The organism is Burkholderia perseverans (genome assembly GCF_022870505.1).
Taxonomy (GTDB): Bacteria; Pseudomonadota; Gammaproteobacteria; order Burkholderiales; family Burkholderiaceae; genus Burkholderia; species Burkholderia plantarii.
In genome coordinates this window covers 3,985,441-4,009,062 of the sequence record NZ_CP045094.1, presented here as the reverse complement: position 1 = coordinate 4,009,062, position 23,622 = coordinate 3,985,441, and the positions used below count along the sequence as shown (strand labels likewise).

Here is a 23,622-nt window from a genome sequence, read left to right as displayed (position 1 = left end):
GAAAAGCGACATGCACCTTCATGCCGCCGGAGATACGGTCAAGTGAAACGCGTTGCTCAGGTCGCCTGGTCGGGCGCGCTGCCCGGACCCGTTGGATCGGCCGCACGCAGCGGTGCCGCCACGGCCGAAGCCGGTGCGGCCGGCGCCGCGCCATCGTGGCCATCGCCGGCCGCGTTCCAGCCGCCGCCCAGCGCCGCGATCAAACCGACCGCCGCCAGCTGGCGCCGCGTGTCGAGTTCGATCATCGCGATCTTCGTGTCGAGTTCGGTGGTCTGCGCCGTCACCACGTCGAGATAGCTGACCACGCCGTCGCGGTAGCGCGAGGTGGACAGCCGCAGCGTGCGTTCGGCCGCGTCGAGCGCTTCCTGCTCGCGCGCGGCCTCGTCGCCGAGGTGGTGCGTGAGCGCGAGGTCGTCCTCCACCTGCTGGCAGGCGCGCAGCACCACCGAGCGATACTGCGCGCCGTTCTCGGCGAGTCTGGCGTGCGCCTGGTCGGTGATCGCCTGGCGGCGGCCGCCGTCGAACAGCGTCAGCATCAGGCTCGGCCCGACCGACCAGATCTCGTTCGGCGCGCTGAGCCAGTGGCCGAGCCCCGAACTCTGATAGCCGCCCACCAGCCCGAGCGTGATGTCGGGGAAGAACGCGGCGCGCGCCACGCCGATCCGCGCGTTCGCGGCGGCCACGCGCCGCTCGGCGGCGGCCACGTCGGGGCGCCGCTGCAGCAGCGTGGCCGGGATCCCGGCCGGGATCGACGGCAGGTGCGCGGCGTCGAGGCTCGCCGGCAGCGTGAACGACGAGGCCGGCACGCCGGTGAGCGTCGCCACCGCGTGCTCGTAGAGCGCGCGGCGCGCCCGCACGTCCTCGGCCGAGGCGCGCGCCGCGTCGAGCTGGGTCTGCGCGCGCGAGACGTCGAGGTCCGAGGCGATGCCGCCGGCATGACGGCTCAGCGTCAGCTTCAGCGCGCGCCCGTAGGTGTCGATCGTGTCGGCCAGCATGCGCTGCTGCCGGTCGAGCCCGCGCAGGTCGAAGTAGGCGCTCGCGAGGCTGGCCTGCAGGCTCAGCCGCACCGAGGCCAAATCGTCGGCGCTGGCCTCGGCGTCCGCGCGGCCGGCCGCCACCTCGTTGCGGACCTTGCCCCACAGGTCGAGGTCGTAGTCGAAGCCCGCTTCGAGCGTGTTGGCGCCGTAGACGTCGGGCTGGGTCGCGCCGCGCAGCGGCCGGGTGGCCGAGGCGCGGTTGCTGGAGACCTGCGTGTCGAGCCCGAGCGTCGGGAACAGCCCGGCGCGCGCCTGATCGAACAGCGCGTCGGCCTCGTCGTGGCGCGCCACGGCGGCGGCGACGTCGGGGTTGGCGCGTGCCACCTGCGCCTCCAGGCGGTCGAGCACGGGGTCGCGGAACGCCTGCCATCCGCTCTCGCGCGCGATGCGGTCGGCGGGCCGCGCGGTCTGCCAGCCGCCCGCCTCCTTGAACGCGGCGGGCAGCACGATGGCGGGCGCGTGATAGGCGGGCGCGAACGAGCACGCGGAAAGGAACGCGACGCTCGCGAGCATCGCGCAGAGCCGGCGCTTACCCATGCGACTGCTCCGTCTTCGAGGCCGCCGGCGTGGCCGACGCGAGCGCGGCGGCCGGCGCCGCGAGCCGCACCGGGTCGCCCGAGGCGAGCGAGTCGGGCGGGTTGTCGATCACGCGGTCGTCGGGGCCGAGCCCGGTGGCGATGCGCACCCGCGTGCCGAGATCGGTGGCGATCGTGACGTGCCGCAACTCGGCGCGATTGTCGTGGCCGACCACCGCCACCTGCAGGCCGTCGCGGCGGAAGATCAGCGAGCTGGCCGGGATCGTCATCAGGCGCGCGTCGTCGGGCAGCGTGAAGTGGACCTCGGTGTATTCGCCGGGGATCAGCCTGCCGTCGCGGTTGTCCACCATCAGTTGCACCAGCAGCGTGCCGGTGCTGTTGGCGATCGAATCGTCGGTGTCCACCAGCTTCGCCGTGAAGGTCTCGCCCGGATGCCCCGGCACGGTCAGCGTCGCGCTCATGCCGGGCCGGATCGAGCCGGCCTCGTTCTGCGGCACGCTCACGTAGACGCGCAGCTGGTGGATGTCGGACACCGCGAACAGCTCGGGACCGGCGCCCTGGCCCGCCGGGATCAGCTGGCCGATGTCGGTCTGGCGCGCGGTGACCACGCCGTCGAACGGCGCGACGATCCGCTTGAACGCCTCGAGCGCCTCCAGGCGCCGCACGTTGGCCTGGTTCGCGGCCACCATCGCCTGCTTGGCGGCGAGGTCGCTGGTCTTCTCGTCGGTCTCCTGCTGCGAGACCGAATCCTGCTGCAGCATGCGGGTCCAGCGCGCGGCGGTGGAGGCGGCCAGCTTCTCGCTGGCGAGCGAGCTTTGCAGATCGGCGCGCGCCTGCTGCAGCTGCGCGTCGAGCTCGGGCGTGTCGATCAGGCCGAGCAGCTGGCCGGCCTTCACGTGCGCGCCGATGTCGGCGTACCACGCGTGCAGGTAGCCCGACACCTGCGCGTGGATCGGCGCGTTCTCGAACGCCGACAGGTGGCCCGGCAGCACCAGCGTGGCGCCGGCACCGCCGTGCGAGGGCGTGTAGGCGACCACGGTGGGCACCGCCTGGGCGGCGGACCAGCTCGCCATTTCCTGCTTCGCGTGGACCCGGTCGATGATGCCGGTGGCGACGATGCCGACGGCGATCAGCGCGGCCACGGCGGCGACGAGCTTGAGGTTGGGCAGCCGTTTCGGCGACTTGATTTCGATCTCAGTGGACATGGTTGGCTCCGGACGCGGAAGGGGAGGAGGCGCGGGAAGCATCGCGCCGATGCACGAGGCTGAACACGACGGGAACGAAGAACAGCGTCGCGAGCGTGGCGCAGGCGAGCCCGCCGATCACGGCGCGGCCGAGCGGCGCGTTCTGCTCGCCGCCGTCGCCGAGGCCGAGCGCCATCGGCGCCATGCCGATGATCATCGCGAGCGCGGTCATCAGCACCGGGCGGAAGCGCGTGAAGCCGGCCTCCAGCGCCGCGGCGAGCGCGTTGCCGGTGGCGGCGAGCCGCTCGCGCGCGAAGCTGACCACCAGGATCGAGTTCGCGGTGGCCACCCCCATGCAGAGGATCGCGCCCGTCAGCGCCGGCACCGACAGCGGCGTGTGGGTGGTGAACAGCATCCAGACGATGCCGGCCAGCGCGGCGGGCAGCGCCGAGACGATCACGAACGCGTCGGCCCACGAGTGGAAGTTCACCACGATCAGCAGGTAGATCAGCGCGATCGCGCCGACGAGGCCGAGCAGCAGCCCGGCGAACGCGCCGTTCATGGTCTGCACCTGGCCGCGCAGCGTGACGGTGGAGCCCTTCGGCAGGTCGTGCGCGGTGTCCTTGACGATCCGGTCGATGTCGCCCGCCACCGCGCCGAGGTCGCGGCCCTGGGGGGTGGCGTAGATGTCGAACAGCGGCTCGATGTTGTAGTGCGAGACCACCGCGTCGCCGGTGCCGCGGGTCAGCGTGGCGATGCCGCCGAGCAACTGCGACTGGCCGTTCGCGCCGGTCACGGGCAGGTTCTGCAGCGCCGAGAGCGTGGTCATCCGGTACTGCGGGGTCTGCGCGACGATCGGGTAGGACACGCCGTTGCGCGGGTTGAGCCAGTAGGTCGGATCGACCTGGCTGGTGCCGGCCAGGCTCGCCACCACCGAGTTCGTCACGTCCTGTTCGGTGATGCCGAGCTGGTCGGCGCGCGTGCGATCGACGGCCACCGTGAACTGCGGATAGGTGGTGGCCTGCTGGATGCGCGCGTCGGCCACGCCTGGGATCAGCCGCAGCTTGCGGTACAGCTCGCGCGCGTAGCGCAGGTTGGCGGCCTGGTTGGGGCCGGCCACCTGCAGGTCGACGGGCGCGGGCGCGCCGAAGTTCAGGATCTGGCTGACGATGTCGGCCGGCAGGAACGCGAAGCGGGTGCCGGGGAACGCGCGCGGCAGCAGCTCGCGCAGCTTGCGCACGTAGCCGGCGGTGGGCGCGTGGCCGGCTTTCAGCGAGATCAGGATGTCGCCGTCCTGCGGCCCGATCGTGCCGCTGTTGTTGTAGGTCAGGTTGATGCCGCTCTTGGGCAGGCCGATGTTGTCGATCACCTCGCCCAGCTGCGCGGGCGGGATCACGCCGCGGATCGCGTTCTCGATGCGGTCGAATTCGGCGGCGGTCTCCTCGACGCGGGTGCCCACCGGCGCGCGCACGTGCAGCGAGATCTCGCCCGAGTCGATGGCCGGGAAGAAGTTGCGGCCTAGCCACGGCGCGAGCAGGAACGAGGCGGCCACCACGCAGAGGAAGCCGGTCACGAACGGCTTGCGGCGCGTGAGCGCGAGCCCGAGCAGGATCCGGTACGACGCGCGCACGCGTTCGAAGCGCTGCTCGAAGCCGCGCTGGAAGCGCACCAGCGGGTTGTGCGAGGGCGGCGCGTGGTGGTGGCTGCCGTGCGGGTCCATGATCGCGGCCATCTCGCCCGAGGCATGGCCGCCCGAGGCGTGCGGCTTCAGCAGGTACTGCGCGAGCATCGGCACGAAGGTGCGCGACAGCACGAACGACGACACCATCGCGAAGATCACCGCCTTGGCCATCGGCACGAACAGGAAGCGCGAGATGCCGTCGAGCATCAGCATCGGCACGAACACGATGCAGATGCACATCAGCGCGACCAGCGCCGGCATCACGATCTGCTTCGCGCCGTCGAGGATCGCGTCGCGCGTGTCCTTGCCCTGCTCCAGGTGCCAGTTGACGTTCTCGATGGTCACGGTGGCGTCGTCCACCAGGATCCCGACCGCCAGCGCGAGGCCGCCCAGCGTCATCACGTTCAGCGTCTCGCCGGTGGCGGCCAGCAGCGCGATGGCCGACAGCACGGCGAGCGGGATCGAGGCGGCGATGATCAGCGTCGAGCGCCAGCTGCCGAGGAACAGCAGGATCATCAGCGAAGTGAGCGCGGCCGCGATGATGCCCTCGCGCGCCACGCCGCTCACGGCGCCCTTCACGAAGGTGGACTGGTCGCCCATGGTCACGAGCTTCAGGCCCGGCGGCAGGGTCTGTTCGATCAGCGGCAGCTTGGCCTTCACGCCGGCGATGATGTCGAGCGTGGAGGCCGAGCCGTTCTTCAGGATGCTCATCAGCACCGCGCGATGGCCGTCCACGCGCACGATGTTCGACTGCGGCGGGAAGCCGTCGCGCACGTGCGCGACGTCGCGGATCGTGATGGTGGTGCCGCCCGCCGACTTGATCGGCAGGTCGTTCAGCGCATCGAGCGCGAGCGGGCTGTTGTTGAGCTTGATGTTGTATTCGAAGCGGCCGATCTTCTGCGTGCCGGCCGGGATGATCTGGTTCTGCTGCGCGAGCGCGTGCGCCACGTCCTGCGCCGAGAGGCCCTTCGACTGCAGCGCCTGCGGGTCCAGGTCGATCTGCACCTCGCGCGCCTTGCCGCCATACGGCGTGGGGATCGCCACGCCCGGCACCGACAGCAGCTGCGGGCGGATGAAGTTCTCGGCGTCGTCCTCGAGCTTCTGCTCGTCGAGCGTGTTGCTGGTCAGCGCGATCTGCAGCACCGGCACGGTCGAGGCGTTGTAGTTGAGGATCTGCGGCGGCGTGGTGCCGGGCGGCATCTGCTTGAGCACGGTCTGCGAGATCGAGGTGACCTGCGCCGTGGCGGTGCGGATGTCGACGGTGGGCTGGAAGAAGATCTTGACGATGCCGAAGCTGCGGAACGACTGCGATTCGATGTGCTGAATATCGTTGACGGTGGTGCCGAGCGTGCGTTCGTAATAGGTGACGATGCGCCCGGACATGTCGTCCGGCTGCAGGCCGGAATAATTCCAGACGACGCTGATCACCGGAATGCGGATGTCCGGGAAGATGTCGGTGGGCGTGCGTAATGCCGCGAGCGGGCCTGCCAGCAAGATCACGAGCGCCAGCACGATGAACGTGTAGGGCCGGACAAGGGCGAGCCGGACGATTTTCAGCATGGGGATGCGGCTCCGTAGAAAGCATCGTTCGGTGGATGGCGCGGGCGCGGGCCATGCGGGAAAACACGGATCCGCGCCGACGACAGCATTCTGGGGAGCGCGCCCTAACAGCCGGTCGCTAAAAACATGAAAGAAGTTTCATGGCGGCGGCCGGCGCGCGACATCGCGGTTTCATGCGGGGATGGCGGGGCTGACGTGGCGCACCGCGATCGCGCCGGAATCGATGCGCGAGCAACGATTTGCGTGCAACGAATCGAGTAGTGAATCGGGCGGCAAATCACGCCGCGCGCGTCAGCCGAGCATGTAGCCCGCGCCGCGGATGGTGCGGATCAGCGGCGTCTCGCCGGCGCGGTTGATCTTGCGGCGCAGGCGGCCGACGTGGACGTCGATCAGGTTGGTGCCGGGATCGAACCGGCAGCCCCACACGCCCTCGAAGATCATGGTGCGCGTGAGCACGCGTCCGGCGTGGCGCATCATGAATTCGAGCACGCGGAACTCGGTGGGCAGCAGTTCCAGCTCGCGCGCGCCGAGCGAGGCGCAGCGCTTGACGAGATCGAGCTCGATGCCGTTGGCGCGCAGCACCGTGTCGGCATGCGCGTTGCGCGGGCGGCGCCGCATCAGCACCTCGAGCCGCGCCACCATCTCGTCGAGCGAGAACGGCTTGACGAGATAATCGTCGCCGCCGGCGCGCAGGCCCGCGATGCGCTGGTCCACCTCCGACATCGCGCTCATCACCAGCACCGGCGTCTCGAGCCCGACGCCGCGCATCGTCGCCAGGATCGCGAGCCCGTCGAGGTCGGGCAGCATGCGGTCGAGCGTGACCGCGTCGTAGTCGCCCGCCATCACCTTGGCGATGCCGTCGCGGCCGGTGCGCGCGATGTCCACCGTATGGCCCTCGGCGTGGAGCTGGCGCACGATGCTGTCGGCGATCAGGACGTCGTCCTCGATCGTCAGGATCTTCGACATGGGTCGCGGATCAGGCGACGGCGCGCAGCGGCGCGGCGCGATCGGCGCCGCGATAGCGGCCCACCGCGAAATCGATGAAGCTGCGCACCTTCATGGAGAGATAGTTGCGCCCCGGGTAGAGGATCGAGACGCTGCGCGGGCCGCCGTTGGCCGCGTAGCCGTCGAGCAGCGCGACCAGCTCGCCGCGTGCCAGATCGCCGGCCACCAGCGGCTCCGCAGCAGCGCGACGCCCATGTGGGCGAGCGCGGCCAGGCGCACCATCGCGCTGCCGCTGGAGGCGAGCGCCTGGCCGGTGTAGATGCGGCACAGCTCGTCGCCGTCGGCGAATTCCCAGCTGCGTGCGGCGCCGTCCGAGACGGTCAGCAGGCTGTGCTCGTTGAGCGCGGCGGGCCCGGCCGGCGTGCCGTGGTGCGCCAGATAGCCGGGCGAGGCCACCACGATCTCGCGCACCGTGGTGAGCGGCCGCGACACCAGCGTGGCGCTGGCGAGCCGGCGGTCGTCGGAGAAGCAGACGTCGTAGCCGCCCTCGACCATGTCGACGTGCGTGTCGAAGGTGGTCACGTCGAAGCCCACGCGCGGATGCTGGGCGCGGTAGGCCGCCAGCAGTTCGCCGAGGCCCGCCGCGGCGAAGCTCATCGACGCGGCGATGCGCAGCGTGCCGCGCGGGTCGCGGGTGGCGCGCACGAGGTTCGATTCGATCTCGTCGAGCTTCTCGATGATCACGCGGCAGCCGTCGAGATACTCGCGGCCCGCCTCGGTCAGCGACAGGCTGCGCGTGGTGCGGTTCAGCAGGCGCATGTTCAGGTGCGCCTCGAGCATGCCCACGCTGCGCGTGACGGCGGCGGCCGACATGCCGAGCTGCCGGGCCGCGAGGTTGAAGCTTTCGAGATCGACGACGCGCGTGAAGACGCGCATGGCCTGGAGCTGGTTCATGAGTGTGTGGACAACGATGGCGAGGCGTTCATGATCGGCCGCGGCAAATCACGCCACGGCGCCATCGACATGACGCTTGGGTCGGATTCGGGCGCGGCCCGCGCTTTCAGTTCGGCAGCCCGCTCGACTCGCGCAGGTCTTCGAGATGGCGGCCGAGCGACTCGTGCAGCCGTTCGAGGCTGCGCGGCGGCAGCGCGAAGCCGCTCCAGCCGAGCCCGGTGTGGCGCAGGAACAGCACCGCGCCGCCGTACAGCGCATGCTGCTCGGTGTACCAGCACGGGTCCATTTCCACCACGTACTGCTCGGAGCGCGACGGCGTTTCGGGCACCGGCGGCTGCATCGAGGCGCGCAGCAGGCTCAGGTACTGGATCACCGCGTCGACGTCGGTCGGGTCGAGCAGCACCGACGCGCGCTCGATCGAGATCATCACGGCGCTCTTTCCGTATTCGTTGATCATTTCGATACTCATCGGGCGTGTCATCTGCGGCTCCTGTCGAGGTCACGATGCGTCGATTATCGGACCGCGTCCTGGCGCCAATTCTGAAACTACGATATCGGCGGATGAAACTTTGTTTAAGGAGCGCCGGCCCCGCCGGTGGCCGTTTCCGGCCCGGGTGGCGACAAAACTTGCCTCACAATCCTTGCCTCGCAATCGGGCACCGCCGATACTTACGGGTTGCGTGCATATCCTTCCGACCACGAAATCAAACGGTTTATCGCCATGACCACGATTCTTGAAAGTCTTCCGACCGGCCAGAAGGTCGGCATCGCGTTCTCCGGCGGGCTCGACACGAGCGCCGCGCTGCACTGGATGCGGATCAAGGGCGCCGTGCCGTATGCCTACACGGCCAACCTCGGCCAGCCCGACGAAACCGACTACGACTCGATCCCGCAGCGCGCGCGCGAATACGGCGCCGAGAACGCGCGCCTGATCGACTGCCGCGCGCAGCTCGTCGCCGAAGGCATCGCCGCGCTGCAATCGGGCGCGTTCCACATCTCGACGGCCGGCGTCACCTATTTCAATACGACCCCGATTGGCCGTGCCGTGACCGGCACGATGCTGGTGGCGGCGATGAAGGAAGACGGCGTCAACATCTGGGGCGACGGCAGCACCTACAAGGGCAACGACATCGAGCGCTTCTATCGTTACGGCCTGCTCGTCAATCCGGACCTGAAGATCTACAAGCCGTGGCTCGACCAGCAGTTCATCGACGAACTGGGCGGCCGCGCGGAAATGTCCGAATTCATGAACAAGGCGGGCTTCGGTTACAAGATGTCGGCCGAGAAGGCCTACTCGACCGATTCGAACCTGCTCGGCGCCACGCACGAGGCCAAGGATCTCGAAAGCCTCGAGAGCGGCATCAAGATCGTCAACCCGATCATGGGCGTGGCGTTCTGGCGCGATGACGTGAAGATCGCCGCCGAAGAGGTGACGGTGCGCTTCGAGGAAGGCCGCCCGGTGGCGCTGAACGGCGTCGAGTTCAGCGACCAGGTCGAGCTGCTGCTGGAAGCGAACCGGATCGGCGGGCGCCACGGCCTCGGCATGAGCGACCAGATCGAGAACCGCATCATCGAGGCCAAGAGCCGCGGCATCTACGAGGCCCCGGGCCTCGCGCTGCTCTACATCGCCTACGAGCGGCTCGTCACCGGCATCCACAACGAGGACACCATCGAGCAGTACCGCGAGAGCGGCCGCCGCCTCGGCCGCCTGCTGTACCAAGGCCGCTGGTTCGATCCGCAGGCGATCATGCTGCGCGAGACGGCGCAGCGCTGGGTCGCGCGCGCGATCACGGGCGAGGTGAAGATCGAGCTGCGCCGCGGCAACGACTATTCGATCCTCAGCACCAAGTCGCCGAACCTGACCTACGCACCGGAGCGCCTGTCGATGGAGAAGGTCGCGTCCACCTTCTCGCCGCGCGACCGGATCGGCCAGCTGACGATGCGCAACCTCGACATCACCGATACGCGCGACAAGCTGCGCGTGTACTCGCAGGTCGGGCTGCTGACGCCGGGCGAGGCGTCGGCGCTGCCGCAGATCCGTCAGGACAAGGACGGCGAGTAAAGCCGGCCGCGAGGGCGGCGGCGCGGCGGCCCGCGTCGTTGCGCGGTGTTTTCGTTACGTCGCTTCGCGGCGTTTCGATCGCCGTTTCGCGACGTGTCGTTGCCTTGCCGTCCCGCGTCTTGCCGTCTCGCGTCTTGCCGTACCGTTGTTGCCGTCCCGCGCCGCTCGCGCGCGGGACGGGCGCCGTCGCCGGGCGCGAGCGTTTCTCCCCGCGGCCCGCGGCCCGCGGCGTGCGCCGCGCGTCCCGCCCGCCGCATCCGGCCGTTCGACTCGACCCACCCGCCAAGCGAGGCGCCCCGATGTTCACGATGATTCCCGAGCTGTCCTTCGGCCGCCGCACGGCGCTCTGGTGGTCCTGCTTCTGGCGCACCTTCCTCGCCACGCTGCCGGTCTGGCTGGCCGCCGTGGCGCTGGTGGCGGGCGCCTGGTTCGCGGGCCGGCACGGCGCGTCGAACTTCGTGTCGGCGGCGGCGTCGTCGATGTACGGGATGATCTTCTACGGCGGCATGCTGGTGGTGCTGGTGAGCGTGCTCTGCGTGCCGATCGTCGGCTACATGACGCGCCGCGGTTTCGCCGCGCACCGGCTCACCGTGCCGGCGTCGTTCTCGTTCCGGCAGGCCGTGATGCTCGGGCTGACCACCTGGGGCTGGACCATCGCGGTGTCGCTCGTCACCAACCTGCTGTCGAGCGCGCTCAAATTCGCGACGGCGCAGGACACCGACGTCGCGTCCGCCGGCCTGATGCTGCTCATGCAGGTGCTCGTGCTGGTGATCGACCTGATCGGCACGCTGTATGTGGTCATGCCGCGGCAGGCGTGGCGGCTGCGGCACCAGGCGGGCGTGGCGCAGGGTTAACCCGTTCCGCCGGGCCGCACTGGCGCGGCCTGTCATAAGATGTCGCGATGCAGTGACAACGCCTGCATCGAGGGCGCACGACGCCGCGCCCGCCGCGCGCGCTCGCGCTTTTCACCGGGAGCCTGCCATGTCCGAATTGCCGCCGCGCGTGATCGCCACCGACGAGGCGCGCCAGCTCATCGACGAACTGAGCCGCCGCCACGGCGCGCTGATGTTCCATCAATCGGGCGGCTGCTGCGACGGCAGCGCGCCGATGTGTCTCGCCGAAGGCGAACTGATCCTCGGCGAGGCCGACATCTGCCTCGGCACCATCGGCGGCGTGTCGTTCCACATGCACGAGGACCAGTACGCGGCCTGGCGGCACATGCAGCTGATCGTCGACGCGGTGCCGGGCAAGGGCGGCATGTTCTCGCTGGAGGGGCCGACGGGCCGGCGCTTCGTCACGCGCTCGCGGATGTTCTCGACAGACGAACTGCGGCTGCTCGAACAGCAGCCGGGCTAGGGCGCCGCCGGACGCCGGCGGACGGCAGACACGCGATGGTTCAGAACGGCCCGCGCCGTTTCAATTGCTGATACTGCTGCACCAACACGCCGATGCGGTCGCGATAGGCGGCCGCCAGGCAGGCGTCCGACGCGCCGCAGCGCGCGCGGCGCTGCAGCCAGTCGTGCTGGGCCTGTTGCATGTCGCCGCGCGTGCCCATCGCGACGAGTCCGGTCAGCATCTCGTAGCGCACCGCCATTTCCACATCCTGTTCGCTCAGCACGCGCGAGGCGCAGATCGCACGCTCGTCGGGCTGGCTCGCCCGCGTGCAGTCGAAGCTCGCGGCCGAGGCCGGCATGGCGGGCAGCGCGACCAGCAGCGAGAGCGCCAGCGCGGGCAGCGCGCGGCGGCGGATCGGGAGAAACGAAGGCATGGCGGCTCCGGCGAGCGGTGATGCCGGATGGGACCCGGGGGGCCGCCGGAGAGTTCGGCGAACCGGATGCCGCCTCCGCGAAATTGTAAAAAATTCCGATGCGGCGGTGCGGTGCGCGAAACGCGCTAACAAAATTGCCGATTTTTTGCCGCCGCACCGCCGGCGAGTTCGGATCGTGACGGAACACTTCGTGTCGCGACTGTGACAGCCGTTTACGGCTTTCTATAGTGACGGAACACACCTCACATTCGCGAGTTTCGTCATGGTCGGTTCGGTCAAGGGTAGTCCCGTCACCACTCCCGTCGCACCGTCGCCGCATGACAGCCCGTCGTCACCCATCACCTCTCCCGTCAGCCAGCCGACCAGCCGGCCGAGCAGCGCGGCGCTGTCGCCGTTGAGCAGCGCGCTGCCGGGGCGCCCGCGCGCGCTGTCGGAGCCGCCGGCGCGCGGTCCGTCGCTGTCGCCCACGCCGACCACGCCACCCGGGCGGCGCGCGTCGATCAGCCTGCCGACCGGGCGTTCGCCCGCCCCCGGCTTGACGCGGCCACCGGCCGACGCGCGGGCGCCGATCGCGCGGCGCTCCTCCGAGAGCGCGGCGATGGCGCCGATGCGGTTGCAGGGCGCGCAGGCGCGCCGGCATTCCGAGGGCGAGGCGAGCACGCCGCGCCCGCGCCTGAGCCAGCCGCCGCTGGGCCTGACGGCCGTGCAGCGGCAGCTCGCGATGCGCATCCAGCAGGCCGTCGAGCAGCAGGCGGGCACGCCCTCGATCGAGGACGCCGCGCCACCGGAGCACCTCCAGCACCTGGCCGGCACCGCGGCGCTGACGGAAGTGGCGCCGGCCAGCACCACGAACCGCCCCGCCTCGCCGGAACAGGACGAGATCGACAGCGCGGCCGAGATGGAGAAGGTCGCGCAGGTATTCGAGTTCCTGGCCTCGCTCGCCTCGCCGGTCGAGAGCGGTTCGGGGGGGATCGGTGGAACGGGCGGCGGGACCGGGTCGGAGCCGCTCGGGCGCACCGCGCAGCCGTCGGCCCCGCTCGCCCCGTCCATGCCGACGGGCACGCCCGAGCCAAGGCGTGCATCGAGTGCGCCGCCGGCCTTCGAGCGCCGCACGTCGTCGGTCGCGAGCGAAACGCCGCCGGTCACGCCGACCATGACACCCGCCATGCCCGCCATGCCCGCCTCGACCGGCGCGCCGCTGCGCACCTCCAGCCCGCCGCCGCGCACGCCGGGCCGCGCCCCGCTGCCCGACAGCGACGCGGGGCATGGTGTGAGCGAGACGGCCGAATTCCTCGCCACGCTCGACACGCCGGCGCCGCCCGCGCCCGCCAGCACGAGCACGACGAACGCGACGAACGCTACGACGAACGAGGCGGCCACGCCGCCGCGCGTCGAGCCGGAGCGGCCCGGCGATATCGAAATGGACATCGTCGACGCGAACCCGCACGGCACGCGGCCCACCGCCGAGACGAGCACCACGGCCACCGCCACGCCGACTCCGCCGCAAGGCCAGCCCACCACGACCACGACCGCCGCGCCGCAGCCGCAGCCGCAGCCCGGAGCGAACGGCACCGACGCCACGAACGCAACCGATCAGGCCGTCACCACGCTGGCCGCCGACCTGCAGAACTGGGTCGGCAATCTCGCGCACGTCGTCGGCCACGAGGCGCTGGCCGTGGGCGTGACGACGGCCATCCGCGAGGTGGTCGACGGCCTGATCCGCCATCTGCAGAACCTTCACCCGGAATCGGCGAAGGCGCAGGAGGTCGCCGCCGGTGCGCTGATCGCGCTGATCGGCCTCGGCAACCTGATGTCGATGCTGATGCGCCGCAACCGCGGCACCAACACGGCCACCGCCGATGCCGGCAACGTGCTGCAGATCGCCGGCCTGATCAGCAGCGCGATCGGCGCGGGCAAGACGCAGCAGCTGAAGGATCTGCTGCCACAGCTCACGCGCACGGTGGTCTACGCGGGCGGTCGCGACGGCATCAACGCGGTCATGCCGTACCGGATCAGCACCGAGGGCGCCAACAGCCTCGCCGCGCAGGGCTTGAACACGGTGCCCTACAGCATCAACCAGTTCCTCGTGAACTGGGCGCAGGGCACCGGCATGTCCGGCGCCGGCTATGCCAACGCGCTGCACGAGATCTCGCAGATGAGCAACCAGACCGAAGCCGACGCGGCGCGCAAGAAGCTCGACGCCGAGGCGCCGGGCCAGCTGACCACCTACGTGACCGCGAACCTGGCCGGCGAGATCGCCGACAAGCTGCTCGGCAGCCTGATCGAGCAGGCGATCGGCGAGGGCGGCATGGGCGGGATCGGCCAGATGACGATCCGCCACGATGCCCCGCACCTGCCGAACGCGGGCGAGTGGGGCGATGCGATCGAGAAGACCATCTCGCGGATGTCGCTGTTCGGGCAGGCGCTCGGCAGCTCGGCCGCGGTCGGCACCGCGATCACGCCGGCGCGGTACGGCGATTACGGCGCCGCGATGGGCAACAACGCCGTGGGCGGCGCGCTGGTCGGCGTGCTGTGCCTGCCGTTCGTGATGACGCTGATGAAGAAGGCGCGCGCCACGGTGAACGGCGGCAACCCGGCCTGAACGGGCGCGGGCCGCGCGCCGGAGGCCCCGGGCGCGGCGCCGTGACCCCGCCCGTCGAAGTCATGCGGGGCGCCGAGCGGATTGACAGCACGGTTTGTTCGGGTCGCCACCGTCGCCTTCGTGTCGCCGTGATGTCCGGCGCGCAGGGTTTTTATAGTGTCGATGTTCAATTCCATTCAGTGAGCCTTGCCATGCCCCCCAAAGTCACCGGCGGCGCGTCGCCTACCAGCACCGATAATTCGTCGCCGACGCCCTCGCAGTCCGGCACCCCGCTGCCGGTCATCAACGCACCGAGCCAGCAATCGACCAACGCGGTGACGGGCGCGCTGCCGCAGCGCTCGCGTAGCCCGTCGAATGCGTCGAATGCGTCGGAGGCGTCGTCGCGTCCGTCGGTGCGCACGATGCCGCTGCCGGGCAATGCCGGCGCGCGGCGCGGCCCGATCGCGCTGAACGCGCGCACGCAGGGCATGCATCTGCGCAGCGCGTCCGACAGCCATCTGCCGAGATCGCTCGACGAAGTGGGCGATCCGCCCGCCGATCTGCCGCCCACCGAGACGCTGCTCGCGCGCAGCATCAAGGAGGCGATCGATTCGGCGTCCGTGGGCGGCTCCAGTGCGTCGAGCCCGATCGAGGAGATCAGCACGGCATCGCTGAGCGCGGCGCCGGCCAACACGCCGATGACGGCCGAGGAAACCAACGCCGCGATCGCCGGGGATCTGGAAAAGGTCTCGCAGCTGCTGGAGCTGTTTGCCGAAATCGCGCCGCATCTGGCCAGCGAAACGCCGGGCGCGTCGGGCAGCGGGCAGGACACGCATCTGGCGCCGCCGTCGGGCCGCGGCAGCGTGGCGTCGAGTTCGCAGTCGAGCTTCGCGCTCGGCCGCCTGTTCGATTCGAGCAGCGTCTCGAGCAGCGCGTCGAACTCGGGGGCGAACACGCCGTCGAGCTACGGCCTGCGCGGCATGTACGGGCAATCGGCCGGCAACAGCTCGGCCTCGTCCGAGGACGGCCACTCCGCCAGCCTGCCGCCGCTGCCGGGCAGCAGCGGTTCGCTGGCCGACCGCGCGAGCGTGAGCACCGCCAGCCGGCGCACGAGCCCCTCCACCAGCTCGGCTTCGTCCGAGGACGGCCACGCCGACCTGCCGGCGCTGCCGGGCAGCAGCGGCTCGCTGGCCGATCACGCGAGCGTGAGCGGCGGCTCGGAGTCGAGCAGCGACTACAACCTCAACGAGTTGTTCGACGCCGCGAGCCAGGTGGCATCGGAGCGCTCGAGCTCGTCGTCGGAAAGCGAGGCGGTGGGCATGGACGACGATGCCATCGAGATGCATCCGCCCGGTACCGGCACCACGACGGCCGCCACGCCCGCGCAGAAGACCGCGCTGATGAACTGGCTCGGCAACATCGGCCACGTCGGCGGCCATGAAGCGGTGGCGGTCGGGCTGACCACGGCGATCCGCGAGGTGGTGGCGGGCCTCGTCCAGCATCTGCAGAACGCGCACCAGGGCGAGGGTTCGCTGAAGGCGCAGGAAGCCGCCGCGGGCGCGATCATCGCGCTGGTCGGCATCGGCAACATCACCGCGATGCTGATGCGCCGCGCGCGCAACACCAACACGCCGACCGCCGACGCCGGCAACGTGCTGCAGCTGGTCGGCCTGATCACCACCGCGATCGGCGCCGGCCGCACCGGCAACCTGAAGGATCTGCTGCCGCAGCTGGCGCGGACCGTCGTCTACGCCGGCCTGCGCGACACCGCCAACACCATCAAGCCGTATGCGGACAACCCGCAGGCCGGCAACGCGCTGCTCGCCCAGCTCGCCAATTTCGCGCCGTACAGCGCCAACCAGTTCCTCGTGAACTGGGCGCAGACGGCCGGCGGCACGTCGGGCGCGGGCTTCGCCAACAAGCTCGACGACATCGCGAAGATGACCAACGAGACCGAGAAGGCGGAGGCGAAGGGCAAGCTCGGCCGCGAGGTGGTGCTCAACGGTGGCGCCTACGTGGGCGCCAACATGCTCGGCGAGGTGTTCGACAAGATCACCGGCAGCATCATCGAGCAGGCGGTGGGCGAGGGTTGGGCCGGGGTGCCGCACATGGCGATCGGCCATGATCCGATCCGCATGCCGAGCGGCTCCAACTGGGGCGACGCGTTCGAGAAGACCATCTCGCGGATGTCGCTGTTCGATCAGGCGATTTCGGGCTCGGCCTGGATCGGCACCGGCGTCACGACGCCGAAGTTCGGCGAGTTCGGCGGCACCATGATCAACAACGGCGTGGACGGCGCGCTCGTGAGCCTGCTGTGCCTGCCGTTCGTGATGACGCTGATGAAGAAGGCGGCCGGCGGCTCGTCGAGCGGCAGCCGCACCGGCAGCGACGCGGCCTGAGCATGGGCGCGCGGGTGGCCGCTACGGCGGCTGCCCACGCGCTGCTCACTCATTGCTCGCCGCGTCCCTCGCGGCAGCGCGGCGAGCGCTACAGCGCGTGCCGATAGACGAGGAAGCCGGACTTGTCGGCGACCTGATCGTAGAGCTTCATCGCCGTCTCGTTGGTTTCGTGCGTCTGCCAGTAGACGCGCTCGGCGCCGTCGCGCTTCGCCTGCGCGTAGACGGCCTCGATCAGCGCGCGCCCCACGCCCTTGCCGCGCGTCTCCTCCAGCGTGAACAGATCCTGCAGGTAGCAGATCGGGCCGGCCATCGTGGTGTGGCGATGGTAGAGAAAGTGGACGAGCCCGACGAGTTTCCCCGCCGACTCCGCCACCATCGCATGCATCGGCTCGTAGCCGTCGAAGAAGCGGCGCCAGGTCAGATCGGTGATCTCGCGCGGCAGCGCCGTGGCGCCCGAGCGTCCGTAGAACGCGTTGTAGCCGTCCCAGAGCGGCAGCCACGCCTCGAAATCCTCCGGCGCGGCGTAACGGACCAACCATGATTGATTCACGACAATGCACTCCTGTGGCAGTGGTTCCGGGCCGAGTATAGGAGTGCGAAGCCGTGCTGATGAGCGCCAGGCGGCGCGAGATTGATGGAGCCACGCGCCGTGATGCGCGGCTTGCTCCAGCGCATGGCGGCCCGCTGTGTGCCGCCACGCGGAGCCTGCATTACTTGCCGGCGCCGAGCGCCTCCAGCACCAGCTGCGCCGCGCGTTCCGACGAGGCGGGATTCTGGCCCGTGACGAGCCTGCCGTCGCGCAGCGCGAACGGCTCGAAGTCGGGGCCGCTTTCGTAGCGCGTGCCCAGCTCGCGCAGCCGCGTTTCCAGCAGGAACGGCACGATCTCGGTGAGCTGCGCGGCCGCTTCCTCGCGATTGGTGAACGCGCTGACGCGGCGCCCGGCCACCAGCGGCTTGCCGTCCACGTCCCGCGCGTTGACGAGCCCGGCCGGCCCATGACAGACGGCCGCCACCACCTTGCCGTCGGCCCACGCCGCCGACAGCAGGCTCGCAAGGCGTTCGCTCGTGGCGAGGTCCCACATCGTGCCGTGTCCGCCCGGCAGGAACACGGCCGCGTAGCCGTCGGCCGACACCGTGTCGAGCGCGAGCGACTGCCTGAGCCGCGTCATGGCCGCCGCGTCGGCGAGGAAGCGCGCCACGCTCGGCGCGCGGCTGCCCTCGGCCTCGATCGAGTGCGGATCGACCGGGACGTTGCCGCCCGCGACCGAGGCGATCTCCACCGTCAGGCCCGCGTCGACGAACGCGTAGTACGGCGTGGACAGTTCCTCGAACCAGACGCCGGTCGGGCGCGGATCGTCGCCCATCGTCGCCTGCGAGGTCAGGACCAGCAGGATCTTCGTGTCAGCAGTCATCGGTCCGGTCTCTCCCGTCGGGAACGTGAAGGCGGCCGGCGCGGGGGCGCCGGCACTGGATTGCATCGGAGGTGGCGAGGTCGCGCGGGTCGCGTGTCACGGGTTCGCTTTCGCCCGTGCGGCTGCGGCCGCGGCAACGAGGCCGTCGAGCCAGTCCTGATGACCGTTGATCATCGGGTTCGGCTTCGTGTTGCGCAGCTGCTTCGCCGGCTCGCCGTTCTGCGTTTCCTGGGTCAGGATGCGCACGCGGCCGCCGTCGAGATCCTCGACCAGCCATGCGTGATGGACGTCGAGGCGGTCCGCCGCGCCGGGCTCGCCGGCCCAGCCGTGCCAGGCCACGCGGCCGGGCTGGCCCGCCGCCGGTGGCATGTATTCGTTGCATTGCGCTTCCACCGGGAAGCCGAACGTCTCGAAGTAGAAGCGGTCGCCGCTGGCCAGCTCGGGGCCGCGGCCGTCGTGGAAGCGCACGTTGGCCGAGTTGAGGTAGTAGCCCGGCCAGCGCGACGGCGTGGCGAGCAGCGGCCAGACCTCGGCCGCGGTGAGGCCCGCCACGGTGACTTCGTTCGAGACGAAGTTGTCCGTGTAGCCCGGCACGAAGCCTTCGGGCCAGACGATTGCATTCATTTTCATCAAGGTATCGACTCCTTCATTCGATGGGGACGCCGGACCATGCCGGCATCGTGTGCCGGATGGGTTCGACGTCATGGGCGCGGCGGCCTTCGAAGCGAAGCCGTGCGCCGTTCAAGCCGGTGGTTCAAGCCGGCGGCTCGATCCGGATCAACGCCTTGCCGCTGAAGCTGCGATGGCGCAGCGCGTCCAGCAGCGCCGGCAGCGTGTCGAAGCCCTGCATCACGCATGCCTCCGGCTGCATCAGGCCCTTCGCGACGGCTTCCAGCATCGCCTCGCCCGCCGCGCGCAACTGCGCCCAGGCCGCATCGTCGCCGTGGACGTGCAGCGCGCCCAGCGCCACCTCGTGCATCGACAGCGTGAGCCCGAACGGCTCGCACGGCCAGAGCGGCGCGCGATCCTGGATGCAGACCAGATGGCCGTTGGCCTGCAGCGCCGCCGCGAGGCGCGTGGCATGGCCGCCGCTGACCGTGTCGAACACCGCGCGGAAGCGGCGCCCGCCGGCCCACGGCTCGCCTTCGGCCAGCGGGCCGGCGAGGCAGTCATGCGCGCCGAGCGCGCGCAGCCGTTCCCAATGGCGGGCGTTCGCCATCGCCGTGACCTCGAGGCCGCGCGCGACGGCCAGCTGCAGCAGGTATTGCCCCACCGCGCCACCCGCGCCCGAGATCAACACCGGCTGGCCCGCGCGGGCCGGCACCTTGTCGATCGCGAGCCACGCGGTGAGCGCCGGACAAGGGAAGCTCGCCGCGGTGTCGAGGTCGAGCGTGTCCGGCACGCGCAGCAGCGCCCGCGCGTCCACCACCGTGCAGTCGGCGAAGCTGCCGTCGCGGTGCAGGCTGGTGTGATAGGCCACGCGCTGCCCGAGCCATCCGGCCGGCACGCCGGCGCCGAGCGCCACCACCGTGCCGGCGCCGTCCACGCCCGGCACGTGGCCGGGGCGCCAGCCGTCCAGCCCGCCCAGCACTTTCCAGTCCACCGGGTTGAGGCCGATCACGGCGTTGCGCACGCTCACCTGGCCGGCGCCGGGCACCGGCGCGGGCCGCTGCACGAGCGCGAGGCCGAGCGGCTCCGGGCTGCCCTGCCAGGCCCACGCGCGATACGGCGCCGTCGCGGTCATTGATAGGCACCCGCCGAGTAGGTCAGCTCGTAGCTGTGGCTGTAGATCTCGAGGATGTTGCCGAACGGATCTTCCATGTAGACCATGCGGTACGGCTTCTCGCCCGGGTAGTAGTAGCGCACCGGCATGCGCTGCTTGCCGCCCGCCGCGACGATCTTCGCGGCCAGGCCCTCCACGTCCGGATCCTGCACGCAGAAGTGGAACACGCCCGTCTTCCAGTATTCGAAGTTGTCGGCCGGCTTCGCGGCGTTGCGGAACTCGAAGATTTCCACGCCCACGCGGTCGCCCGTCGAGAGATGCGCGATGCGGAACGAGCCCCACTGCGCGCCGAATACGTCGGTACACATCACGCCGATCGCGCTCGTATCCTCGGTGATCGTGGTGGGCGGCATGATCAGGTACCAGCCCATCACCTCGGTGTAGAACTTCACGGCCGCGTCGAGATCGGTGACCGACAGGCCAATGTGGGAAAAGCTGCGGGGATACGGTTGGGACACGGTTGACCTCCAATGACTGATGCTGATCGTAAGGTCGCGCGACCCCCGCATGTTCTAATGGATCGTTATCCAATCCATAAAACTTGGTCATGCTCAATCCACAGTGGGTGCGCTCGTTCGTGGCGCTGGCCGAACACGGCAACTTCACGCGCGCGGCCGACCGGCTCGGCCTCACGCAGGCGGCGGTGAGCCACCACGTGCGGCATCTGGAGGCGCAGTTCGGGGTGCTGGTGATCCGGCGCGCGCGGCAGATCGAGCTGACGCCGGCCGGGCAGGCGCTGCTCGACTATTGCCACGAGATCGAGCAGGCGGACCGGCGGCTGCAGGTGCGGATCGCCGACGGCGTGGCGGACCGCGGCGAGATCAGCCTGATCACGCCGGGCAGCGTGGGGCTGGCGCTGTATCCGCTGCTGCTGAGCCTGCAGCAGGAGCACCGCGGGCTCGTGATCCGGCATCGTTTCGCGCCCGATACCGAGGTGCTGGAGGCGGTGCTGCGCAAGCAGTACGAGTTCGGGCTCGTGACGCTGAAGCCTGACGACGCGCGGCTGGCCGTGGAGCGGTTCGCCGAGGAGCCGCTGGAACTGGTGGTGCCGGCGGGGGCCTGCGTGGAGCGCTGGGAGGATCTGGAGCGGCTGGGGTTCATCGACCATCCGGACGGCTTCGCGATGGCGAGCCGGCTGCTGGCGCGGCGGTTCCCGGGCAATCCGGGCGTGCGGACGCTGCCGTGCCACGGCTTCAGCAACCAGATCGCGCTGATCCTGGAGCCGGTGGCGCGGGGGCTCGGGTTCACGGTGATTCCGCGCCATGCGCGGCAGGCGTTCGCGCGCGGCGAGGCGATCGAGGTGGTGGCATGCGGGGCGGCGGTGGTGGATACGCTGTGGCTGATTCGTCGCGCGGAGTGGCCGCTGTCGGCGAGGGCGGGGTGGGTGGTGGGGTGGTTGCGGGAGCGGGGGGCGTTTGGGGAGGGGGAGGTGTAGGTTTGGGAGTTTGTGTGCGGCGATTGATCTGGAGTACCAGCGCATTCCGCCGAGCCATCGGCTCGAAGCGTTGAAAGGCGGCCGCAAAGGTCAGTACAGTGTCCGCATCAACTGTCGACTACCACTGATGTAGCCTGGAGAAAATCATGGCGCGAGAAGTTCCTCTGGCGACGCCCGGCGAAATCCTGGCACTCGACTGGCTGGAGCCGATGGGCATCAGCCAATATGCACTGGCGAAGGCGATAGGCGTGCCGGCTCGTCGCATCAACGAAATCGTGAAGGGTGAACGGGCGATCACGGCCGATACCGCGGTGCGCCTCGGCGCGTATTTCGGCGTCGATCCGCAGAGCTGGATGAACCTGCAGACTCACTACGACACCGAGCTTGCCAAGGACAAGATCGGCGATGAGGTGCTGTGCGGGATTCGGGATCACGCGCGGGCGTGAACGCGTTCACGCTAGGAATCGAGGTGCCGGTCTGGCGGGCACCTCGCCGGCGATGTTGTGGAACGTCGCTCGAAGCAGGTCATCAGCGTTGGAGGCAGGAAGCCCGGGCCGCATCGATGGGAGTGCACCGACGGCGTAACGTAATAAGGTGCGCAAGATTGGGAAGGACACCGGAATCGTGGTCCACGCGCTATCGGACCATCCATTGGCGCGGCCGGCTTGCCGGTAACGCATCGTCTAACGCAGGCAACGAGATAAATCAGACAGTGATATCGGGGATATTCAAAAATAAAAGGCCCTGGAGCCACTCATCTCACTGTCATTGTGTTATTCAAAGGCCGTATTGAATTTAGTTAACATTCCTTCATTCTTGGTCATGTATTATTTGTCGGATGTTTTTCTTTCGATTGTTCCCGAAAAGAGAGTTTTCGAAGCAATTGCGTCAAAAAATAAATATTTCTTTGGGGGCTCGTCATGAAGGCTCTTTTGCTTTTTCTCGGATTTGCTGTTTGCGTATCTGCTTATGCGGAAAAAGACCCGGAGATAACTGATGATAGTCAGATACGAACATTCTTGGCATCGCCAGGAGTTCAGAATTTCAACTACCCAGACCCGGTGGGATGGAAGAGCTACAGGAAGTACATTCAACTAGGCAAAAAAATGCCGGATGGGTCATGTCAGTACAATTTTGAATCTGTTGTCCCTTCAAACCAACCGTTTGTGAAGAAGGAAATTGCGGTTGACCGCGCCAATTGCAAGTCTTTGATGCTCGAAGGCGTTCCGGGCGACGCCACGGTGAACCAGTGGAAGCAAATTCAAGACGTAATGCATCGCGGTGCAGTAGTCGAAAAGAAAGAGTCCGGGAAGAGGATAGAAATTCGGAAGGATTCCACATCCAGTCCAACAATTAAGCTGAACAAGACCGCGGAGGTGACGGACCTGACCGCGGCCGATCCTTCAGTGAGTACGAACGCCGCGACCGGAGCGTTTAACTCTGGTGGCCCAACGTACAACCCTCGCTACGACATCCAGTACACCGACGGCAATAACCCTGTGATGAAGCAGGGGCTTGTGGGTATCGTCACTGGCCTTGCTGACCTTCTGAAGCTGCTGGGACTTCAAATTGGCCAAGACGGGATACTGGCTGCAGAGACGGGCGTCTCTCAGAGCTACTGAACACCTGCAGTTGCCCCCGTATCCGGGAGTTGTTTCTACGACAACCTCACCGATGGTTCCTCTATCAACCTAACCGAGTACGGCAGTACGTTCACGTTTCACGCGGGAAGCGTCGGCTGGAAGCAGATTTCGCAAGACGCTTGTGCTGCGATGACCTTTTCGAACGGCAATACGATCAACAACATCGCTTACGGCTCAACCACCCCTGGGCAGTCACCCATCACTCCAGCATCCGATGCGTGCGTCGCCGCTTCAAAAGCATCGTTCACTAACTCGTGCTCACAGTTTGGGCAGCAAATATCCTATATGGCGTTCGGATACTACTCCAACGTCAGCGCTGCATTTTTCAATAACTCCAAGCTCTCGTTTTTAGGTCAAACGATATTTGATTGTTCAGCATCGCCGGGATTAACCATATCCTTCCAAAACATGAAGATAGTGAGCGACGGTCTCGGCAATTCCGTTTTGTCCGGCGCCTCGAACGTGAACGGGCCGCAGGCCAACTGCGCCAGCTACCTATCGGCGACAGTGACCTACTTGCCCACCACTGCGAGTAGCGGCAGCTAGCTCGAGATTGAATCGCACCGGGAATCGTGGAGGCTGGTTGGTTTAAGTTAATACAGGCACGTCAGCGGTATTTCTGAGTTGCCTGTAGTAGTTTGC

At 68.7% G+C, this 23,622-nt stretch carries 20 protein-coding genes and 1 pseudogene; 9 read left to right on the top strand and 12 right to left on the bottom strand.

Going from position 1 to position 23,622, the window contains the following annotated elements:
- Window positions 1-56: 56 nt before the first annotated feature.
- From BpN12_RS32395 to BpN12_RS32370, 6 genes and pseudogenes are all read right to left on the bottom strand, one after another.
- The gene (locus BpN12_RS32395; RefSeq protein WP_246796168.1) at window positions 57-1,574 is read right to left on the bottom strand and encodes an efflux transporter outer membrane subunit; all 1,518 of its coding nucleotides are present in this window, start codon (window positions 1,572-1,574) and stop codon (window positions 57-59) included.
- Entirely contained in the window at window positions 1,567-2,778 is a 1,212-nt protein-coding gene (locus tag BpN12_RS32390; RefSeq protein ID WP_246796167.1) for an efflux RND transporter periplasmic adaptor subunit, read from the bottom strand. The genes BpN12_RS32395 and BpN12_RS32390 overlap by 8 nt, the downstream gene beginning before the upstream one ends.
- Window positions 2,768-5,998 (bottom strand): efflux RND transporter permease subunit, encoded by a 3,231-nt coding sequence (locus tag BpN12_RS32385; protein WP_246796166.1) that lies wholly within the window; start codon window positions 5,996-5,998, stop codon window positions 2,768-2,770. Before BpN12_RS32385 ends, BpN12_RS32390 begins: the two co-directional genes overlap by 11 nt.
- Window positions 5,999-6,289: 291 nt before the next feature.
- Window positions 6,290-6,964 (bottom strand): response regulator transcription factor, encoded by a 675-nt coding sequence (locus BpN12_RS32380; protein ID WP_246796165.1) that lies wholly within the window; start codon window positions 6,962-6,964, stop codon window positions 6,290-6,292.
- A 10-nt stretch (window positions 6,965-6,974) separates the two neighbouring features.
- Window positions 6,975-7,897 (bottom strand): annotated as a pseudogene (locus BpN12_RS32375) (LysR family transcriptional regulator).
- A 106-nt stretch (window positions 7,898-8,003) separates the two neighbouring features.
- Window positions 8,004-8,378, bottom strand: coding sequence for a hypothetical protein (locus BpN12_RS32370; RefSeq protein WP_246796163.1), 375 nt, complete (start codon window positions 8,376-8,378; stop codon window positions 8,004-8,006).
- Between the two features lie 240 nt (window positions 8,379-8,618).
- Between BpN12_RS32370 and argG the strand changes: the two genes are divergently transcribed.
- The 3 genes from argG to BpN12_RS32355 all read left to right on the top strand — a co-directional run bounded on the left by argG (window position 8,619) and on the right by BpN12_RS32355 (window position 11,315).
- Entirely contained in the window at window positions 8,619-9,959 is a 1,341-nt protein-coding gene (gene argG / locus BpN12_RS32365; RefSeq protein ID WP_246796162.1) for an argininosuccinate synthase, read from the top strand.
- A gap of 299 nt (window positions 9,960-10,258) precedes the next feature.
- Window positions 10,259-10,813 carry a hypothetical protein gene (locus BpN12_RS32360; RefSeq protein WP_246796161.1) on the top strand — a complete coding sequence of 185 codons (555 nt, stop codon included), beginning with the start codon at window positions 10,259-10,261 and terminating at the stop codon, window positions 10,811-10,813.
- A 127-nt stretch (window positions 10,814-10,940) separates the two neighbouring features.
- Window positions 10,941-11,315 (top strand): DUF779 domain-containing protein, encoded by a 375-nt coding sequence (locus tag BpN12_RS32355; protein ID WP_246796160.1) that lies wholly within the window; start codon window positions 10,941-10,943, stop codon window positions 11,313-11,315.
- Between the two features lie 40 nt (window positions 11,316-11,355).
- Here the strand turns inward: BpN12_RS32355 and BpN12_RS32350 are convergent, their stop codons facing one another.
- Entirely contained in the window at window positions 11,356-11,727 is a 372-nt protein-coding gene (locus BpN12_RS32350; protein WP_246796159.1) for a lysozyme inhibitor LprI family protein, read from the bottom strand.
- Between the two features lie 262 nt (window positions 11,728-11,989).
- On the opposite strand from BpN12_RS32350, the gene BpN12_RS32345 reads away from it, so the two are divergent.
- Both BpN12_RS32345 and BpN12_RS32340 read left to right on the top strand, forming a co-directional pair.
- Window positions 11,990-14,329 carry a hypothetical protein gene (locus tag BpN12_RS32345; RefSeq protein WP_246796158.1) on the top strand — a complete coding sequence of 780 codons (2,340 nt, stop codon included), beginning with the start codon at window positions 11,990-11,992 and terminating at the stop codon, window positions 14,327-14,329.
- Between the two features lie 191 nt (window positions 14,330-14,520).
- Entirely contained in the window at window positions 14,521-16,707 is a 2,187-nt protein-coding gene (locus BpN12_RS32340; protein ID WP_246796157.1) for a hypothetical protein, read from the top strand.
- Window positions 16,708-16,795: 88 nt separating this feature from the next.
- On the opposite strand, the gene BpN12_RS32335 is transcribed toward BpN12_RS32340, so the two are convergent.
- The 5 genes from BpN12_RS32335 to BpN12_RS32315 all read right to left on the bottom strand — a co-directional run bounded on the left by BpN12_RS32335 (window position 16,796) and on the right by BpN12_RS32315 (window position 20,360).
- On the bottom strand, window positions 16,796-17,257 hold the full coding sequence (locus BpN12_RS32335; RefSeq protein ID WP_246796156.1) for a GNAT family N-acetyltransferase: 462 nt from the start codon (window positions 17,255-17,257) through the stop codon (window positions 16,796-16,798).
- A gap of 160 nt (window positions 17,258-17,417) precedes the next feature.
- Entirely contained in the window at window positions 17,418-18,119 is a 702-nt protein-coding gene (locus tag BpN12_RS32330; RefSeq protein ID WP_246796155.1) for a type 1 glutamine amidotransferase domain-containing protein, read from the bottom strand.
- A 96-nt stretch (window positions 18,120-18,215) separates the two neighbouring features.
- Window positions 18,216-18,749, bottom strand: a complete 534-nt coding sequence (locus BpN12_RS32325; protein WP_246796154.1) for an SRPBCC family protein — start codon at window positions 18,747-18,749, stop codon at window positions 18,216-18,218.
- A gap of 124 nt (window positions 18,750-18,873) precedes the next feature.
- Window positions 18,874-19,863, bottom strand: a complete 990-nt coding sequence (locus tag BpN12_RS32320; RefSeq protein WP_246796153.1) for a zinc-binding dehydrogenase — start codon at window positions 19,861-19,863, stop codon at window positions 18,874-18,876.
- Complete coding sequence (locus BpN12_RS32315) at window positions 19,860-20,360, bottom strand: lactoylglutathione lyase family protein (RefSeq protein ID WP_246796152.1); 501 nt, start codon at window positions 20,358-20,360, stop codon at window positions 19,860-19,862. The genes BpN12_RS32320 and BpN12_RS32315 overlap by 4 nt, the downstream gene beginning before the upstream one ends.
- Window positions 20,361-20,449: 89 nt before the next feature.
- Here BpN12_RS32315 and BpN12_RS32310 point away from each other — a divergent pair, with 89 nt between their 5' ends.
- The 4 genes from BpN12_RS32310 to BpN12_RS32290 all read left to right on the top strand — a co-directional run bounded on the left by BpN12_RS32310 (window position 20,450) and on the right by BpN12_RS32290 (window position 23,526).
- Window positions 20,450-21,337 carry a LysR family transcriptional regulator gene (locus BpN12_RS32310; protein ID WP_246796151.1) on the top strand — a complete coding sequence of 296 codons (888 nt, stop codon included), beginning with the start codon at window positions 20,450-20,452 and terminating at the stop codon, window positions 21,335-21,337.
- A gap of 146 nt (window positions 21,338-21,483) precedes the next feature.
- On the top strand, window positions 21,484-21,783 hold the full coding sequence (locus BpN12_RS32300; protein WP_246796150.1) for a HigA family addiction module antitoxin: 300 nt from the start codon (window positions 21,484-21,486) through the stop codon (window positions 21,781-21,783).
- Between the two features lie 474 nt (window positions 21,784-22,257).
- Window positions 22,258-22,959 carry a hypothetical protein gene (locus tag BpN12_RS32295; protein ID WP_246796149.1) on the top strand — a complete coding sequence of 234 codons (702 nt, stop codon included), beginning with the start codon at window positions 22,258-22,260 and terminating at the stop codon, window positions 22,957-22,959.
- A gap of 150 nt (window positions 22,960-23,109) precedes the next feature.
- Window positions 23,110-23,526 (top strand): hypothetical protein, encoded by a 417-nt coding sequence (locus BpN12_RS32290; RefSeq protein ID WP_246796148.1) that lies wholly within the window; start codon window positions 23,110-23,112, stop codon window positions 23,524-23,526.
- The last annotated feature ends 96 nt before the right edge of the window (window positions 23,527-23,622 follow it).

Coding starts and splice junctions, on each gene's coding strand:
- BpN12_RS32395 (WP_246796168.1), bottom strand. CDS start 1,574: ATGGGTAAGCGCCGGCTCTGCGCGATGCTCGCGAGCGTCGCGTTCCTT.
- BpN12_RS32390 (WP_246796167.1), bottom strand. CDS start 2,778: ATGTCCACTGAGATCGAAATCAAGTCGCCGAAACGGCTGCCCAACCTC.
- BpN12_RS32385 (WP_246796166.1), bottom strand. CDS start 5,998: ATGCTGAAAATCGTCCGGCTCGCCCTTGTCCGGCCCTACACGTTCATC.
- BpN12_RS32380 (WP_246796165.1), bottom strand. CDS start 6,964: ATGTCGAAGATCCTGACGATCGAGGACGACGTCCTGATCGCCGACAGC.
- BpN12_RS32370 (WP_246796163.1), bottom strand. CDS start 8,378: ATGACACGCCCGATGAGTATCGAAATGATCAACGAATACGGAAAGAGC.
- argG (WP_246796162.1), top strand. CDS start 8,619: ATGACCACGATTCTTGAAAGTCTTCCGACCGGCCAGAAGGTCGGCATC.
- BpN12_RS32360 (WP_246796161.1), top strand. CDS start 10,259: ATGTTCACGATGATTCCCGAGCTGTCCTTCGGCCGCCGCACGGCGCTC.
- BpN12_RS32355 (WP_246796160.1), top strand. CDS start 10,941: ATGTCCGAATTGCCGCCGCGCGTGATCGCCACCGACGAGGCGCGCCAG.
- BpN12_RS32350 (WP_246796159.1), bottom strand. CDS start 11,727: ATGCCTTCGTTTCTCCCGATCCGCCGCCGCGCGCTGCCCGCGCTGGCG.
- BpN12_RS32345 (WP_246796158.1), top strand. CDS start 11,990: ATGGTCGGTTCGGTCAAGGGTAGTCCCGTCACCACTCCCGTCGCACCG.
- BpN12_RS32340 (WP_246796157.1), top strand. CDS start 14,521: ATGCCCCCCAAAGTCACCGGCGGCGCGTCGCCTACCAGCACCGATAAT.
- BpN12_RS32330 (WP_246796155.1), bottom strand. CDS start 18,119: ATGACTGCTGACACGAAGATCCTGCTGGTCCTGACCTCGCAGGCGACG.
- BpN12_RS32325 (WP_246796154.1), bottom strand. CDS start 18,749: ATGAAAATGAATGCAATCGTCTGGCCCGAAGGCTTCGTGCCGGGCTAC.
- BpN12_RS32320 (WP_246796153.1), bottom strand. CDS start 19,863: ATGACCGCGACGGCGCCGTATCGCGCGTGGGCCTGGCAGGGCAGCCCG.
- BpN12_RS32310 (WP_246796151.1), top strand. CDS start 20,450: ATGCTCAATCCACAGTGGGTGCGCTCGTTCGTGGCGCTGGCCGAACAC.
- BpN12_RS32300 (WP_246796150.1), top strand. CDS start 21,484: ATGGCGCGAGAAGTTCCTCTGGCGACGCCCGGCGAAATCCTGGCACTC.
- BpN12_RS32295 (WP_246796149.1), top strand. CDS start 22,258: ATGAAGGCTCTTTTGCTTTTTCTCGGATTTGCTGTTTGCGTATCTGCT.
- BpN12_RS32290 (WP_246796148.1), top strand. CDS start 23,110: ATGACCTTTTCGAACGGCAATACGATCAACAACATCGCTTACGGCTCA.